Origin of the sequence: Pontivivens nitratireducens (assembly GCF_014235845.1) — a bacterium.
Classification (GTDB): Bacteria; Pseudomonadota; Alphaproteobacteria; order Rhodobacterales; family Rhodobacteraceae; genus Pontivivens; species Pontivivens nitratireducens.
On the sequence record NZ_JACJUQ010000008.1, the window covers coordinates 1 to 16,289 of the forward strand.

Sequence of the window (16,289 nt, forward strand, 5' to 3'; positions counted from 1 at the left end):
CCGGAGAACTTCCTGGCAGCCATCAAGCTCGCAGCGATCCGCATCTGGATTGCTGATCAATGAGTCCACACCCTAGCTGGCCTAAGCACGTCCTTGTCTAGGGCGCGTCCATCGCGGCCAGTCCGGGCGCACCCAGCGATGTGACGTACAACGTGCCGTCCACCTCCATCGCCCCGGTGACGAGGGAATATTCCCCCTCCGGCGCTTGCAGAACGTCCAGTATCTGCCCCTCCCCATCGATCCGCATCAAGATGCCGTGATGAACGGGCGCGGGGCGCACGACCTCGGGCAGACGCCAGATGATGTTGCGCAGCGTCGGATAGGGCGCGAGCGCGTCCGCGATCGCCTGTCGGGGTGAGACGAGGCCGACCCAATACGTGCCATCGCCCTGCGCCTGAATGTTGTCGGGAAAGCCGGGCAGACCATCCAGAATAACCTCACGCGTGCCGGTTTCCAGATCGTGCTTCCAGATCCGGTATTCGCCGGTTTCCGCGATCAGCAGCGCATCCTGTTGCGGTGTCAGCGCGATACCGTTGGTGAAGTTGAACCCGTCGGCCACCTGCGTCAGACCGTCCGGCGACCAGTGCAGGACATGCCCGGTGCGACGATGTTCCCACAGATCAACGACCGAGGATGCCAGCGTTCCACCCTGCGCCTGCGGATCGTGCCGCCGGGTGGAGACGGAGAAATACACCGACCCGTCCCGCGCCGGGGCCACCTGGTTGGCATAGCGGATCGGCGCGTCGTCATACCGATCGGCAAGCACCTCGGTGCCGTTCGCCTGCGTCCAGCGAAGCAATCCCAGATAGCTGTCAGCGATGTAGAGCGCGCCATCCCCGCCGAATTCGAGGCCCAGAGGCCGACCGCCCAGCCGTCCGACATGGGTCATCTCGCGGTCATCAACGCGCCACAACCCGCTTTGCAGGCTGGTCACCCAGGCCACGCCCGCCGCATCGACGGCGATATCCTCGGGGCCCTCTTCGCCTGCCATATCCAGAATCTCGACCGAGGCCAGCCGCTGGTTCGGCGCAAACGAACCCGTCAGGCCGGGATCGTGCGAGGGTGTGTAGGCGACAGGGGCGATGCCGGTGGGGCTGAAGCCCAGATACCAGATCGCGAAAATGGCGATCACCGCATAGGACAGCATTCTAAAGGCGCGATACATTTGAAGCGGGTTCCTCTCTTTTTACAGAACCCTGCGCGGAAAAACCCCTGTCAGGCAAGCACGCTGTCTTGAAACCCCCATCCATCGGCGCGACATGGGGCAGGAACGAAAGGACGCTCGCATGGCTCTTACCCCTCACCCCGAGGTAATGGATTTTCTGCTGACACGCCGGTCGCGCCCCGCGCCGACATTGACCGGCCCAGCCCCCGATCGCACCACGCTGATGCCGATACTGGAGGCCGCCGCCCGCACCCCCGATCATGGCAAGCTGGAACCCTGGCGCTTTATCGTGCTGGAGGGGGCGGCCCTGACCCGGTTGGCGGATCTGACATTGAAGCGTGGCACCGCGAAGGCGGAGCCGGAGGAGAAGCTGGCAAAGGCCGCGAACCATTTCCGCACCGCGCACCAAATCGTCGCCGTCATCGCCAGCCCGCAGCCCAGTGAGAAGGTCCCCGCAATCGAACAGCACCTGTCGGCGGGTGCGGTCTGCCTCGCCCTGCTCAACGCCGCACAGGCGAGCGGCTGGGGTGCAAACTGGCTGACCGGCTGGATGGCGATGGACCCCGAATGGCTGCGCGAGGGTCTGTCGCTGCAAGCAGGCGAATTCGTCGCGGGCTTCATCCATATCGGCACGCAAACCAGCACGCCCCCCGATCGCCCCCGCCCCGATCTGGAGGCCATCACCACATGGGTTCAGGAATGATCGCCCCCATTCTGGCCGCGCTGAACCAACTGCCCGACCCCAAATTCCGAATGGTCCTGCTCAAGGCTGTCGCGATGACGCTGGGGGTGCTGATCGTGCTCTACACGCTGGTGGGCTATCTGGTGTCGGGCATCGACCCGTTCAGCCTGCCGTGGATCGGCATGGTAGACCCTGCTGGCCTCCTCGCCGGATTGGCGGTCGGTGCGATGATGCTGGCATCGGTGTTCCTGATGATTCCGGTGGCGTCGCTGTGCATCGGGTTCCTGCTCGACGATATTGCCGAGGCGGTGGAGCAGAAACACTACGCGCATCTGCCTGCGGCCACGCCGCCCGGCCTGTTGACCACCATCGTCGATACGGTGCGGTTCTTCGTGATTCTGGTGGTGGCGAACATCGCGGCGCTGGCGATCTATCTGCTGGTGGCCCCTCTGGCGCCGTTCATCTTCTATCTGGTGAACGGATACCTTCTGGGCCGCGAATATTTCCAGCTGGTCGCCCTGCGCCGCCTGCCCCCGCGTGAGGCGAGCGCGCTCAGAAAATCCAATCGCGGACGCATCTGGGTGATGGGTATCGCGATGGCCGTGCCGCTGTCGATTCCGGTGCTGAACCTGATCGTGCCGCTGATCGGGGTGGCGGCCTATACGCACCTGTTCCATCGGCTGCGCGGGAATGTCAGCACTCAGGCAGGTTTCAACACTCAGGCACGTTGACGGCCAGCCCACCTTGCGAGGTTTCCTTGTAGCGTCGATCCATGTCGCGTCCTGTCTGGCGCATCGTCTCGACGCAGGCATCGAGGCTGACCAGATGCCGACCGTCGCCGCGCAACGACAGGGAGGCCGCCGAAACCGCCTTGATGGCACCCAATCCATTGCGCTCGATGCAGGGTGCCTGCACCAGCCCCTTGATCGGATCGCATGTCATGCCGAGGTGATGCTCCAACGCGATTTCAGCTGCATTCTCCACCTGCTCGGGCGTGCCGTCCATCACGGCGCACAATCCCGCAGCGGCCATCGCGGCGGCGGAGCCGACCTCGCCTTGGCACCCAACCTCCGCGCCTGAGATCGAGGCATTGCTCTTGATCAGCCCCCCGACGGCAGCGGCCGTCAGCAGAAAGTCCGGGATCAGACCGCGATGCGCCCCCGGCACATGATCCAGCCAGTAACGGATCGTTCCAGGCACGACCCCTGCCGCACCATTGGTCGGTGCGGTTACGACCTGACCACCGGCGGCGTTTTCCTCATTCACGGCCATCGCATAGACCGACAGCCAGTCGTTGACGGTATGGGGGGCGGACAGGTTGCGGCCCCGTTCCTCCAGCAACTGGCGATGAATGTGGCCCGCACGCCGGCGCAGGTTCAGCCCGCCCGGCAGGATCCCGTCGGTGGCGATGCCGCGCGCGATGCAATCCTCCATCACCCGCCAGATCCGGTCGAGACCTTTGTCCAGATCCTCCGCCGAGCGGGCCGCCAGTTCGTTGCGGCGCTTCATCTGCGCGATGGAATGTCCGCTTTCGCGCGCCATGCGCAGCATCTCCGCCGCGGTTCTGAACGGATGCGGCACGCCCTCGGGCATGGTATCCTCGCCCTGCCGGTCCAGTTCGCGCGCGGTCATGACGAAGCCGCCGCCGACGGAATAATAGGTCTCCGTCATGTGCAGGTTGCCTGCAACGTCATAGGCGCGCAGCACCATGCCGTTCGTGTGACCGGGCAGCATTTCGTCATAGTCGAAGATCAGATCGGTTTCGGGCGCGTAGGCAAGCGCGGGCAAGCCATCGGGCCGCAGTGTCCCGGTCTCATACAAGGTTGCCAGTTCGTGCTCCGCCGCCACCACGTCGAAGGTCGCTGGCGCATGGCCCAGCAGGCCCAGATGGACCGCGCGATCGGTCGCGTGCCCCTTGCCCGTGAACGCGAGGGAGCCGTGCAACCGCGCCTCGATCCGGGCCGCCTCACCCGCGCCGGGCACCCGGTCTGCGCCGCTGCGCAGGGCCTCCAGAAAACGGGCCGCCGCCACCATCGGCCCCATAGTATGAGAGGATGAGGGCCCGACTCCGATCTTGAAAATATCGAATACACTTAGAAACATGATCCCCTCCGTCACCCTCCTTTTATCCTGCGCAAACCCGTCCCGCGTTCCGAATGCGACGCTGATCCGACCGTGCGCGCCCCTGCGCCAGCGAAGCTTTTGCCGCAGGTTGGCCTCTCGCCCCCGGGCGCTTTCCCGCTAGATGGCCCCATATGACACCGTTCGCGAATTTATTGGAACAGTTGGCCTTCACGCCCGGCCGCAATGGCAAGCTTGTGCTGTTGCGCCGTTATTTCAGCAGCACCCCGGACCCGGATCGCGGCTGGGCGCTGGCCGCGCTGGCCGGAACTCTGGATCTGCCGCATGTGACCCCCTCGGTCATTCGCGGCATGATGGAGGAGCGGATGGACCCGGTGCTGTTCGCCCTGTCGCGCGCCTATGTCGGGGATCTGGCGGAAACCGTGTCGCTGCTGTGGCCGGAGCCTGAGGAAACCTCGCCCCCCAGTCTGGATGAGGTCGTCACCCGCCTGCTGGCCTCCAGCCGGTCCGACCGGCCAGCGGTCCTGGCCGGTTTGCTGAACCGGTGCGAGGCCTCGGCCAGACTGGCGCTTATCAAGCTGTGCACGGGGGGAATGCGGGTCGGCGTATCCACCCGCATGGCACAAAACGCGCTGGCGGATGCGGACCATCCGGTTGAGGTGATCGAACGTCTGTGGTTCGCGATCGACCCGCCCTATGGTGAGCTGTTCCGCTGGCTCGACGGCGGTCCGCGCCCCGATGTGGACCTGTCGCTGGCCTATCGCCCGATGATGCTGGCCCACCCGGTGGAGGAACGCTTCACCACACTCGACCCGGCGGATTATGTCGCGGAGTGGAAATGGGACGGCATCCGCGTGCAGGCGGTCGCCACGCCGGGCGGTCGCAGGCTCTACACCCGCACCGGGGACGACATCTCCGACAGCTTCCCCGATATCGTCGAGGCGATGGACTGGCACGGCTGCATTGACGGCGAATTGCTGGTGATGCGCGATCAGGCCGTCGCGCCCTTTGCCGATCTGCAAAAACGGCTGGGGCGCAAGCGGGTGGGAAAGAAGACCCTCACCGATTTTCCCGCGCATATCCGCGCCTATGACCTGCTCGACCATGACGGCGAGGATTTGCGCGATCTGCCATGGACGCAGCGCCGCGCCCGGCTCGAAGGGTTCGGCACCCGCCCCCGGCTCGACCTGTCACCGGTGATTCCGTTCGAGACATGGCCGCAATTGCAGACGCTGCGCGACAGCGCGCGTGAGGATGCTCTCGAAGGGCTGATGCTCAAACGACGTGACAGCCTCTACCTCGCCGGTCGTCCGGTCGGGCAATGGTGGAAGTGGAAACGCGATCCGTTGGAGGCCGATTGCGTGATGATGTATGCGCAGCGCGGCCACGGCAGGCGGTCGTCCTATTATTCCGACTACACGTTCGGCGCCTGGGTGGACGGGCCGGAGGGGCGCTATCTGACGCCGGTGGGCAAGGCCTATTCCGGCTTTACCGATGCGGAGCTGGAGGAGCTGGACCGCTTCGTCCGCAACAACTTCACCCAGCGGTTCGGACCGGTGCGCGCGGTCAAACCGAAACTGGTTCTGGAAATCGCCTTCGATGCCATTCAGGAGAGCAAGCGGCACAAATCCGGTGTTGCCATGCGCTTTCCGCGTATCAAGCGCATTCGCTGGGACAAACCTCCCGAGGAGGCCGCCACCTTGCAGGCCCTGCGCGCGATGATCTGAGATCGGGGCGGCAGGCACAGGGCTTGATCCAGGCGGATACTTGCCCGAAGGTCGGGCCGACGTGAAATCACGGAGTATCCTCATGCAACGCATCGCGACCCTTGCCCCGGCACTTGCCTTGGCCCTTGCCGTTTTCAGCCCCCTGACCGGTGCCATGGCGCAGCAGGCCGCATCTGTTGAGAATGGCACCACCTTCGGCAGCTGGGTCATCGGATGTGGCGCGGAAACGACGCAGCCCGCCCAATGCAATCTGGTTCAGGACCTCAGAATCGCGGAATCCGGCGCGCTGGTCGCGCGCGTTCTCGTCACCGAGCTTCAGGGCGGTCCCGCGCTGATCGGGCAAGTGCCGATCGGGGCCTATCTGCCCTCCGGTATCGTTTATCAGGTGGAGGGCGACGACACCCCGCAGCGCGAACTGATCTGGCAGCGTTGTCTGGGCGAACTGTGTGAGGGGGCACTGGCGCTGGATGATGCGGAGATCGAACGGTTGAGCCAGGGCACCATGCTGCTCGGCTATCGCCCCGCTCCCGGCAGCGACCCGGTGATCCTGCGCATTCAACTCGACGGGTTCGGGGACGGCGTCGCCGCGATCTTTGGCGGGAACTGAGCCTCCTGCCGCCCAAGCGCGGGCGGCAGGGGCAAACCTTGGATCAGGTCAGCTTTTCGACCGCGCGGCGGGTCATCACCCCGATCAGATGGGCGCGATAGGCCGCAGTGCCGTGAATATCCGCGATCATGTCCTCCGCTGAGTGGCGTAGCCCCTCAATCGCACCGGCACTGAAATTCGACGAAAGCGCCTGCTCGGCCTCCGCCCAGCGGAACACGCCGTTATTGCTGGCACCGGTGACGGCGACGCGCACGCCATCAGCGTATTTCGCCACGAACACCGCGACCAGCGGGAACCGGCTGGCGGGTTGGGCCATCTTCTCGTAATGCGCGGCCTGCGGGATGGGAAACCTGACGGCGGTGACGATCTCCCCTTCCTCCAGCGCGGTGGTGAACATGCCCTGAAAATAATCGTCAGCCGCGATTTCGCGCGTGTTCGTCACGATGGTCGCGCCCGAACCGAGGGCCGCAGCCGGATAGCAGGCGGACGGATCGTTGTTGGCCAGACTGCCGCCGATGGTGCCGCGATTGCGCACCGACGGGTCGCCGATACGCCCCGCCAGATCGGCCAGCCCCGGATAGGCCTCTGCCGCCTGCGCCGCGACGGTCGCATGGGTCGTACCGCCGCCGATCTCGATCACATCGCCGTTCACGCGAACATATTTCAGATCCGCGATATGGGCGAGGCTGACAAGGGTGCCGGGATCGGCCAATCGCGCCTTGAGGGTCGGGATCAACGTCTGACCACCGCCCAGGGCCTGCGCCTCACCCTCCGAAAGTGCCTGAATGGCTTCGTCTATGCTGGTGGGTTTTACGAAATCGAATGCGTACATCTGGTGATCTCCTGTCGGTGAACCCTTGCAGGTCCTGCTCTGCTCCGTTCGCTTGGGTCTTGTCCGTTCGCAGCTACCCCGCCGCGACCGAGGGCACGTTTTGCCCGGCGGCGGCCTGAATGGCCTTCACGATGTTGTGGTAGCCGGTGCACCGGCAGATGTTGCCCTCAAGGTAATCGCGAATTTCCTGCTCGGACGGATCGGGGTTGTTCTTGAGCAGATCGGCCGCGATCATCACCATGCCCGGTGTGCAGAACCCGCATTGCAGACCGTGATAATCGCGAAAGGCCTGCTGAATGGTGCCCAGCGAACCGTCGGGGTTCGCCATGCCTTCGATCGTGGTAATCTCGGCCCCTTCGGCATCCGCTGCGAACATGGTGCAGGATTTCACCGCGACCCCGTCCACGTGCACGACACAGGCGCCACATTGCGAGGTGTCGCAGCCGACATGGGTGCCGGTCAGCCTCAACCCCTCGCGGAGGAAATTCACCAACAGGGTGTTGCCCTCCGCCGCCGCGCTTACGTCCTTGCCGTTCACACGCATGGAAATGGTGGTCATCTCGATCTCCCCGATTCTCGCGGCGCGCTCCTCGCGAATCCGGGCGCGCCATTGATTGCGCGCAGTGTCGGGCGGAATCGCCTGTCTGCCAAGCCCCGACCTGGCAATTTCGTTCGACGGGCAAGTGATACGCCCCGGACGAACAGTGTCGCAGCGCGGCGGAGTGTCGATCACCCCAACCGAGGCTGCGGTTTGAGTTGCCGGGGGCGGTTCACGAACAACCTGCGCTCGCGCCGGGGGGAGCGTAGGCGGTCAACCGCGTCGAACAGAACCTGCGTCGCCGTATCGCTGTCGGCGGGCAGACTGTCACCCTGGATCACCGTGCCGAGGCGCACGTGAAATTGCTGCCGGTCCTTGTTCAGAACCTCGTGAAACAGGGTGATGTCGCGCAAGCTGGGATGCATCTTGTCGAACAGATAGAACAGCAGCGAGTTTCGTGCGGTGATCCGCACCGGCACCACGGGCAATTCGTATTTTCGCGCCAGCATGGCGGCGGAGGGCATCCACTCCCGCTCATGCAGCGACATTCCCCGCCGCTTGGACAGGCGCCCGGCAGGGAAGATCACGGCGAGCCGACCCTTGGCAAAGGCATCCTTCGCATAGGTCAGAGTCTCACGGTTTTTCTTCATCGACCGCTTGCCCTCACGCCATTCGACCGGCGCGATCATCGAGGTGAATTGCGGCATGATCCGCAGGATGTCCCCGTTGGCAAAAAAGAACAGATCCGGTCTGAGGTGGCGCAGCAGCTTGTACAGGACGATACCGTCGGCAATTCCGGTGGGATGGTTGCATACGATGATCGCCGGCCCGTCCTCGGGCACGTTTTCCAGCCCCTCGACCTCGACCCGTTTGGCAATCAGGTCCGCCATGTGGTCCATAACCTCAGGCGTTGGGGTCTTTTCGAACTTCCGGCCCAGCGCCAGCGTGCGATCATAGGACAGCATCAGATGCAGCAAGGCCCGAACCGGGCGCACCAGAGGGCCCGCGCGGTACATCCACCGCGCACGCTCCTCAATCAAAGTGTCGAGCTGTTCTTTCATTCCCTGGCACTACCGCGCTGTCATGTCCGTCTTGCGACACTCTTCCCCCCATCAGGTAGAACGCGGCGCGGATGAAACAATCCTCAGCGTTGATCGAAGCGCAGCCGCACATATGATCCCGGAGCAGGTTCGATCACGTCGGATTTCTGGCCGGGCGTGCGCGCCTTCACCTTGCGACCCGAATGGCGGGCGAGCCAGGGTGCCCAATCCTGCCACCACGATCCGGGATGCTCCTGCGCTTGTGTCATCCACTCCTCCAGCGTTTCCTCGTCCAGACTGTCCTTCGACCAGTACTGGTACTTTTCGGCCGCAGGCGGGTTCACCACACCCGCGATATGACCCGAACCGGCGAGGACGAAGCGGACATCCGCGTTCTTCATCATCCGTGCGCCGCGATAGACCGAATGCGCAGGCGCGATGTGATCTTCGCGCGCCGCCACGTGATAGACCGGTCCGGTAATATCATCCAACCCCACGACCTCACCCTTGATCGGCAAGGTGCCGCGCACGAAGGCGTTGTTGCGATAAAACGTCTCCAGATAGAAGTGATGCACCCGCGCCGGCATCGCCGTGCTGTCCGCGTTCCAGTACAGCAGGTCGAAGGGAAACGGCTCCTTGCCCAGCATGTAATTATTGACGATATATCCCCAGATCAGATCGGCCGAGCGCAGCATGTTGAAGGCCGACGCCATCTTTTCGGCGGGCAGGAATCCCTTCTCCATTTCGGCATCCACCGCGTCGATGGTCTTGTCATCCACGAAGACCTGCAACTCCCCGGCATCGGCAAAATCAAGCTGTGCGGTGAACAGCGTGGCGGATGCGATGCGCGTGTCCTTCGTCTTTCCCGCATGGGCCAGGATCGACCCGACCATCGTACCGCCGATGCAATAGGACGCGATGTTCAGCTTTTTCTGGCCGGTTTCCTTCAACGCGACGTTCATCGCGTCGCTCAGCGCATCCATGTAGCTGTCCCACGTCTCCGCCGCCTGGGCCTCATCGGGATTGACCCAGGACACCATGAAGACGGTAAAGCCCTGCGCGACCAGCCATTTCATCATGCTCTTCTTCTCATTCAGGTCGAGCACGTAATACTTGTTTATCCAGGGCGGGATGAACATCAGCGGGCGGGCGTGAACCTGCTCGGTCGTGGGGGCATATTGAATAAGTTGCAGGACGTTGTTTTGAAAGATTACCGATCCCGGCGACACTGCCATGTCGCGCCCGACCTCGAAGGCGTCCATGTCGGTCTGGCGAATGATCAGTTGGCCCTTTCCCCGCTCCATGTCCTGCAACATCATTTTCAACCCGCGAACCAGATTCTCCCCCTTTTGCGAGGCGGTCGCCTCCAGTACTTCGGGGTTCAGCGCGAAGAAGTTGGACGGGCTCATCGCCTCGACGAAGGCGCGGGTGTAGAACTCGATCTTCTTGCGCTCCTGCGGCGGCAGGTCACCGACATCGTGTGCCGTGCCCTGAAGATAGCTGGCGGTCAGCAGATAGGATTGCTTGAGATAGTCGAACAGCACGTTTTCCGACCATTGCTCATGCTTGAACCGCTTGTCCCCGCGCGACGGTTCGACCACGGCGTCGGCAGGTTCCCCGATCCAGCGGGACCACGCGCTTTGCCACAATTCGGCCTGCGACTGCCACCACCCGAACGTCGCGGCGGCCAGCTGTTGCGGATTGTCCGCAAGGGCCTTGGCGAAATTCGTGAAGGACGGCAAGGTGTTGAGCGGATCGAGACGCGCCGGATGGTCCGCATTGGCGGCCTGGGCGTGCAGAAACTGCTTCCAGATCTCGGCGCTCGTCTCGGACACCTGCGCCATGTTGTGCGTGAACTCGGCACTTTCCTCCATCCATGTCTCCATGGTGTCCTTGTCACTCATCGTTCCCTCCGGTCTTCGCATCCTGTCGCGGCCCTGTACGGGGCAGGCCGGATGCTTTAATCGTTTGTTCAAACGTAACTCATATCTGGCGAAATCCCATGCGCTTTCTCACTGTTCTGACGGTCGTGGCACTTGGCGGATGCACCTTTGGTGAGGCCACGGGCCTGTACGATCTGCCTGAGGAAACGCCGATCGCTTTGCAGGATGCGGCCTATCCCGAATTGCTGACCCAACAACAGATCGCCGATCGCGGAATCGCCCCGCTGACCAGCGCAGAACAAGCGGTCGAACTGGCATCCGCCGATGCGCTGAGCCGACGCGCCGCCGGCGTCTTGCAGGAAGAGGCCGACCGGATCCAAGCGCGTGCAGGCGCATTGCGCAGCACCGCAGGCTCGCTGGACAAGACCGGCCCCGGCCTGACAGCAGACGGCCGGGCGCTTCTGGCGCGCGCGGCGCGATTGCGGGCCCGCGCTTCCTGATCTGATGACCCACTGGCCGACTGGACGCGAACCGGCACAGACCTATCTCGCAGAGCGTCAGTAACAGTAAACCGGATCGCCAGATGGACAGCATCGTACAGTTGATAAACGACCCCGCCAACTGGGCGGCCCTGATGACGTTGATCGTGATGGAGGTCGTGCTGGGCATCGACAACCTGCTGTTCATCTCGATCGTCACCAACAAGTTACCGGAAAGCCAGCGGCGGCGGGCACGCAATCTGGGCATCGGCATGGCCCTCGTCCTGCGACTGTGCCTTCTGGCCGCCATAGCGTGGATCGTGGGCCTGACGGAGCCGGTCATCGAATTGTTCGGACGCGGCTTTTCGTGGAAGGACATCATCCTGCTTGCGGGCGGCACGTTCCTCGTCTGGAAGGCGACGAGGGAGATCCATCACCACGTCGACCCCGATCCCGGCGGCGACATGATGGTCGGCACGGCGGTCAAGATGTCGCTCAGCGCGGCAATCGTGCAGATCCTCCTGCTCGATCTGGTCTTTTCCATCGATTCGATCATCACGGCGGTCGGCATGACGCCGCATGTGCCGATCATGGTGGTGGCGGTTATCATCGCCGTGACCTGCATGTTGCTGCTCGCCGCACCTTTGTCCGCCTTCGTGAACAGCAATCCGACGGTGGTCATGCTGGCGCTCGGCTTCCTGCTGATGATCGGCACGACCCTGGTGGCGGAGGGGTTCCACGTCGAGATTCCCAAGGGCTATATCTACGCCGCGATGGGTTTCGCCGGTCTGATCGAAGGGTTGAACCTGCTGGCCAAACGCCGCCGGGCGAAGCTGAAGAGCGGGGTCTGAGCGCGATATGCAGCCCAGCCATCCCGTGACCCGTGACCTCATCCTGATCGGCGGGGGCCACGCACATGCGCTGGTGCTGCGAAAATGGGGCATGTCCCCCCTGCCCGGGGTGCGCGTCACCCTGATAACGCCCGAGCCGACCGCGCCCTATACCGGAATGCTGCCCGGTCACGTTGCGGGCCACTATTCCCGCGATGCGCTGGATATCGACCTGATGCGCCTCGCCCGGTTCGCGGGGGCGCGTGTGGTGCTGAAACCGGCGACCGGGCTAGACCTGAATGCCCGGCAGGTCATCGTGCCGGATCGCGCGCCTGTGGCGTTCGACGCGCTGTCGATCAATGTCGGCATCCGCTCCACCCTGCCCGACCTGCCCGGCTTTGCGGAGCATGCCATACCGGCCAAGCCACTGGGCCTGTTCGCGGATCGCTGGGCACGCTTTGTCGAAGCGGTTGAAAAGGGAGAGGTCGAGGCAAGGATCGCGGTGATCGGCTGCGGTGTCGCCGGTGCGGAACTGGCCCTGTCGATGCATCACCGCTTGCGCGACCATGCGCCCGAAATCGTGATTCTGGAGGCGGAGGACGCGCTCAAACACGCCAGCCCCCGCGCCCGCGCCGCGTTGGAGCGCAATTTGCGCGATGCCGGCATCACGATACGTGAGGGCGTGCAGGTTACGCGGATCGCGGCGGATCACGTGGAAACCCAGGCGGGCGATATCCCCTCCAACTTCACGGTCGGCGCAGCGGGGGCGACGCCGCTGCCTTGGGTCGCGCGGACAGGTCTGCCCGTGACGGATGGTTTTATCGAGGTCGGTGAGCATCTCAACAGCCCAGCCGATCCGACGATTTTTGCCGGTGGGGATTGTGCGCATATGCTGCATGCCCCGCGTGAGAAGGCCGGCGTTTTCGCCGTTAGGCAGGCACCGATCCTGCACCACAATCTGCGCGCGACGCTCAGCGGCAAGCGGCTCAAGGCTTACAAGCCACAGCGCGACTACCTCAAGCTGGTCAGCCTCGGCACGAAGGACGCTGTGGCGGACTGGCACGGACTTGCCCCCTCGGGATCACTGCTCTGGCGGTGGAAGGATCACATAGACAGCAAGTTCATGCGCAAGTTCGACGATCTGCCCGCAATGAACCAGTCCAACGACATTCCAGCCGAGGCCGCTGACGGTCTGGCTGAGATGATCGCCGCCCAGCCGATGTGCGGCGGTTGCGGGGCCAAGGTCGGGGCCGCGACGCTGCGCCGCCAGATCGACGATCTGCCCGCCCCGCACCGCCCTGACATAGCCGAGGGCGCAGGCGACGACGCGGCTCTTCTGATCCATGGCGCGGGTTTCCAGACCTTCACCACCGATCACTTCCGCGCCTTCATCGACGACCCGTGGCTTCTGACGCGAATAGCGGTGCTGCACGCCCTGGGCGACGTCTGGGCAATGGGCGGGCAGCCACAAGCCGCGCTGAGCCAGATTATCCTGCCCCGCATGGCTGAAAAGGCACAGGCCGACACCCTGCGTGAGATCATGGACGCGGCCAGCACCACCCTGCGCGATGCGGGTGCTGATCTGGTGGGCGGTCACACGTCCCTGGGGGCGGAACTGACCGTCGGCTTCAGCGTCACCGGGCTGGTCGAGCGGCCCATACGTCTGTCCGGCGCGCAGGCGGGCGACGCTCTGATCCTGACGAAACCCATCGGCACGGGCACCATTCTGGCCGCGGACATGCAGGCACAGGCGCCCGGTCATAGCGTGGCGGCGGCGCTGACGTCGATGTCGCTCAGTTCGGCGCGCGCTGCCGCAATCCTGTCGCCGCTGGCACATGCGATGACCGATGTGACGGGCTTCGGCCTGGCCGGTCATCTGTTCGGCATCCTCGACCTGTGCAGTCTTTCCGCCGATCTGCACGAGATACCCCTCATCAACGGCGCGCTGGCGCTGGCCGAGGCGGGGCACCGGTCCTCTCTGTTCACGCAAAACACAATGCGGATCGCGGACGTTATTGGACCGGCGGGACCGCTCAAGGATTTGCTGTTCGATCCCCAAACCTCAGGTGGGCTGCTGGCGGCAATCGCACCGGGGGACGTCTCGGCGACCCTGTCGGCGCTGATGGATTCAGGCTATACCGCCGCCCATATCGGCACTTTGTCCGATGGTCCGGCCCGGATCAGGATCGGGTGATTTCCCGTGCCAGGCTGGCGACCGATCCGGCCACCTCGACAATGCCGGCAGGGTCCAGTCGCCTGACGGCCAGGCCGACTGTCTTTACATCATGCCGGGCGCGCTGTCGGCTGTAGGCCGCGTCGTAGTGGTCCTGCATCAACGCGGCGGCCAACGCCTCCAATTCGCCGGATGCAGCCAGTTCGCGCCAGTTTTTCAGAACCTCGTGACTATGCAACCCTTGCAAGCGGTCGATGATGTTGTCCAGTCGCGCGGGATCGGCAACGATGTCGGAATAGGCCCGGGTGAGGTATTTGGCCCTCTCATCCAGCGGCGCGGAGAGGTGGATTCTCGGCGCGGCCTGCATCGCCTTCCACAGGCTCGGCGGCACCAGAACTTGCCCGATCTTGCTCGATTCAGCCTCGACCAGCACCGGTTTCGCCGGGTCCAAGGCCGTGAATATATGGCTCAACGCCGACTCGAAGGCCTTCTGACTGGGTTGCGAGACGTCAACGAAGCCGCCGAACACCGAGCCGCGATGACGGGCCAGCCCCTCCAGATCGACGACCTGAACCTCCGGGTCCTCGATCGCGTTGAGGATATCAGTCTTTGCGCAGCCGGTATTGCCGTCCAGCAGGACCAGCTTCCACGCGAAGTCGGCGTCGTACAACATCTGGCTGACCAGGCGCCGATAGGTGCGATATCCCCCCTCCAGCACTTCGGCCCGCCAGCCGATCTGCTTGAGGATCAGCGCCATCGAATTCGACCGCTGCCCGCCACGCCAGCAATAGATCAGCGGGCGATAGCTGCCCGGTTTGTCCGCGAAATAGGCGTCGATATGATCCGCGACATTTCGCGCGACCAGACCGGCGCCCAGTTTTCGCGCCTCCAACCGGCTGTTTTGCACATAGATCGTTCCAACCTCGGCGCGCTGCGCATCCCTGAGGACCGGCAGGTTGATCGCGCCGGGCAGATGATCCTCCGCGAACTCGGACGGGGAGCGGACGTCGATGATATCGTCGAAGCCGGCAGCCGCGATATCGGCAAGTGAGGAGATGGAAAAGGTCATGCCCCGGACATAGCCGAGCCCTGCGAAAGAGGGAAGCGTCACCTTTCTGAGTATTTTAGTCGGAATAATGCTTGACGTTTTTTGTCGGAATGTGGTGAACATGCCCCTGCAACGCAAATCGACCTGCCATGAAGGACACATCATGTACCGTACGCTTCTGCTCACCACTGTCGCGATCTCGATGGCGGCCCCTGCCTTCGCGCAGGAACTGAACCTCTATTCCTCGCGCCATTACGACACGGATGAGCGTCTCTATTCCGATTTCGAAGAGGCGACCGGCATCACCATCAACCGCATTGACGGCAACGCGGACGAGTTGATCGAGCGCATGGTCGCGGAGGGTGAGAATTCGCCCGCCGACGTCATGCTGACCGTCGACGCGTCGCGCATCACCCGCGCCGAAAATGCCGGTGTTCTGCAATCCATCGACAGCGATGTCCTGAACGAGGCGATTCCCGCCAACCTTCGCGACGAAGACGGCAAGTGGTTCGGTTTCTCGCAACGCGCGCGCATGATCTTCTTCGCCAAGGATCGCGTTGAAAACCCGCCCGCGACCTATACCGATCTGGCCGATCCGGCCTATTCGGATATGGTCTGCATCCGCTCTTCAACCAACACCTACAACCAGACCCTGCTGGCCTCCATCGTCACGCATGAGGGTGAGGAAGCAGCGACCGAATGGGCGCAGGGCATCGTATCCAACATGGCCCGTGATCCGCAGGGCGGCGACACCGACCAGCTGCGCGGTCTGGTCTCGGGTGAGTGCGACATCGCCGTCACCAACTCCTACTACTTCGCGCGCGCCCTGCGCTCGGACGTGGACGGCCTGTCCAGTGGAGTGGAGGACATCGGCTGGGTGTTCCCCGATCAGGACGGCAACGGCACGCATGTGAACATCTCCGCCGGCGGTGTCGCGGCACATGCGCCGAACCGTGAGAATGCGATCGCGTTCCTCGAATATCTGGCCAGCCCGTCGGCGCAGGAATACTTCGCCAACGGCAACGACGAATTCCCCGTCGTCGCGGGCGTCGAGGTCGGTGAGGCCGCCGCGTCGCTGGGTGAGTTCAAGGCGGACGATGTCAGCCTGGCCGAGGTCGCATCGAACATCCCGCTGGCACAGCAGATCTTCAACACGGTCGGCTGGGAGTAATTCCCACCCCTGAAACGCGAAAGGGCGCCCTG

The 16,289-nt window shown here is 63.7% G+C and carries 15 protein-coding genes; 8 read left to right on the plus strand and 7 right to left on the minus strand.

Annotated elements, in window-relative coordinates:
- Positions 1 to 97: 97 nt before the first annotated feature.
- On the minus strand, positions 98 to 1,165 hold the full coding sequence (locus tag H1S03_RS10340) for an SMP-30/gluconolactonase/LRE family protein (protein ID WP_185804374.1): 1,068 nt from the start codon (positions 1,163 to 1,165) through the stop codon (positions 98 to 100).
- A 121-nt stretch (positions 1,166 to 1,286) separates the two neighbouring features.
- Between H1S03_RS10340 and H1S03_RS10345 the strand changes: the two genes are divergently transcribed.
- The gene (locus H1S03_RS10345; RefSeq protein ID WP_185804375.1) at positions 1,287 to 1,868 is read left to right on the plus strand and encodes a nitroreductase family protein; all 582 of its coding nucleotides are present in this window, start codon (positions 1,287 to 1,289) and stop codon (positions 1,866 to 1,868) included.
- Positions 1,865 to 2,578: an EI24 domain-containing protein gene (locus tag H1S03_RS10350; protein ID WP_185804376.1), complete on the plus strand. Its 714-nt coding sequence runs from the start codon at positions 1,865 to 1,867 to the stop codon at positions 2,576 to 2,578. Before H1S03_RS10345 ends, H1S03_RS10350 begins: the two co-directional genes overlap by 4 nt.
- On the opposite strand, the gene H1S03_RS10355 is transcribed toward H1S03_RS10350, so the two are convergent.
- On the minus strand, positions 2,559 to 3,950 hold the full coding sequence (locus H1S03_RS10355; RefSeq protein WP_185804377.1) for an L-serine ammonia-lyase: 1,392 nt from the start codon (positions 3,948 to 3,950) through the stop codon (positions 2,559 to 2,561). The genes H1S03_RS10350 and H1S03_RS10355 overlap by 20 nt on opposite strands.
- Before the next feature lie 152 nt (positions 3,951 to 4,102).
- On the opposite strand from H1S03_RS10355, the gene H1S03_RS10360 reads away from it, so the two are divergent.
- On the plus strand, positions 4,103 to 5,656 hold the full coding sequence (locus tag H1S03_RS10360) for a cisplatin damage response ATP-dependent DNA ligase (RefSeq protein ID WP_185804378.1): 1,554 nt from the start codon (positions 4,103 to 4,105) through the stop codon (positions 5,654 to 5,656).
- Between the two features lie 82 nt (positions 5,657 to 5,738).
- On the plus strand, positions 5,739 to 6,263 hold the full coding sequence (locus H1S03_RS10365; protein WP_185804379.1) for an invasion associated locus B family protein: 525 nt from the start codon (positions 5,739 to 5,741) through the stop codon (positions 6,261 to 6,263).
- A gap of 43 nt (positions 6,264 to 6,306) precedes the next feature.
- Here H1S03_RS10365 and H1S03_RS10370 read toward each other — a convergent pair whose 3' ends face one another.
- From H1S03_RS10370 to H1S03_RS10385, 4 genes are all read right to left on the minus strand, one after another.
- Positions 6,307 to 7,095 (minus strand): FAD binding domain-containing protein, encoded by a 789-nt coding sequence (locus H1S03_RS10370; protein WP_185804380.1) that lies wholly within the window; start codon positions 7,093 to 7,095, stop codon positions 6,307 to 6,309.
- 73 nt (positions 7,096 to 7,168) lie between these two features.
- Complete coding sequence (locus H1S03_RS10375) at positions 7,169 to 7,654, minus strand: (2Fe-2S)-binding protein (RefSeq protein WP_185804381.1); 486 nt, start codon at positions 7,652 to 7,654, stop codon at positions 7,169 to 7,171.
- 170 nt (positions 7,655 to 7,824) lie between these two features.
- Positions 7,825 to 8,694 carry a 1-acyl-sn-glycerol-3-phosphate acyltransferase gene (locus H1S03_RS10380; RefSeq protein ID WP_185804382.1) on the minus strand — a complete coding sequence of 290 codons (870 nt, stop codon included), beginning with the start codon at positions 8,692 to 8,694 and terminating at the stop codon, positions 7,825 to 7,827.
- Between the two features lie 83 nt (positions 8,695 to 8,777).
- Complete coding sequence (locus H1S03_RS10385; RefSeq protein WP_185804383.1) at positions 8,778 to 10,577, minus strand: PHA/PHB synthase family protein; 1,800 nt, start codon at positions 10,575 to 10,577, stop codon at positions 8,778 to 8,780.
- A 98-nt stretch (positions 10,578 to 10,675) separates the two neighbouring features.
- Here H1S03_RS10385 and H1S03_RS10390 point away from each other — a divergent pair, with 98 nt between their 5' ends.
- From H1S03_RS10390 to selD, 3 genes are all read left to right on the plus strand, one after another.
- A complete protein-coding gene (locus H1S03_RS10390) occupies positions 10,676 to 11,056 on the plus strand; it encodes a hypothetical protein (protein ID WP_185804384.1) in 381 nt (126 codons plus the stop codon).
- A gap of 83 nt (positions 11,057 to 11,139) precedes the next feature.
- Positions 11,140 to 11,886, plus strand: coding sequence for a TerC family protein (locus H1S03_RS10395; RefSeq protein WP_185804385.1), 747 nt, complete (start codon positions 11,140 to 11,142; stop codon positions 11,884 to 11,886).
- A gap of 25 nt (positions 11,887 to 11,911) precedes the next feature.
- Positions 11,912 to 14,059 carry a selenide, water dikinase SelD gene (selD, locus tag H1S03_RS10400; protein WP_347339226.1) on the plus strand — a complete coding sequence of 716 codons (2,148 nt, stop codon included), beginning with the start codon at positions 11,912 to 11,914 and terminating at the stop codon, positions 14,057 to 14,059.
- On the opposite strand, the gene mnmH is transcribed toward selD, so the two are convergent.
- Positions 14,046 to 15,107 carry a tRNA 2-selenouridine(34) synthase MnmH gene (gene mnmH, locus H1S03_RS10405; protein ID WP_185804516.1) on the minus strand — a complete coding sequence of 354 codons (1,062 nt, stop codon included), beginning with the start codon at positions 15,105 to 15,107 and terminating at the stop codon, positions 14,046 to 14,048. The two genes, selD and mnmH, sit on opposite strands and share 14 nt — an antisense overlap.
- Positions 15,108 to 15,249: 142 nt before the next feature.
- On the opposite strand from mnmH, the gene H1S03_RS10410 reads away from it, so the two are divergent.
- Positions 15,250 to 16,257 (plus strand): Fe(3+) ABC transporter substrate-binding protein, encoded by a 1,008-nt coding sequence (locus H1S03_RS10410; RefSeq protein WP_185804387.1) that lies wholly within the window; start codon positions 15,250 to 15,252, stop codon positions 16,255 to 16,257.
- Positions 16,258 to 16,289: the final 32 nt, after the last annotated feature.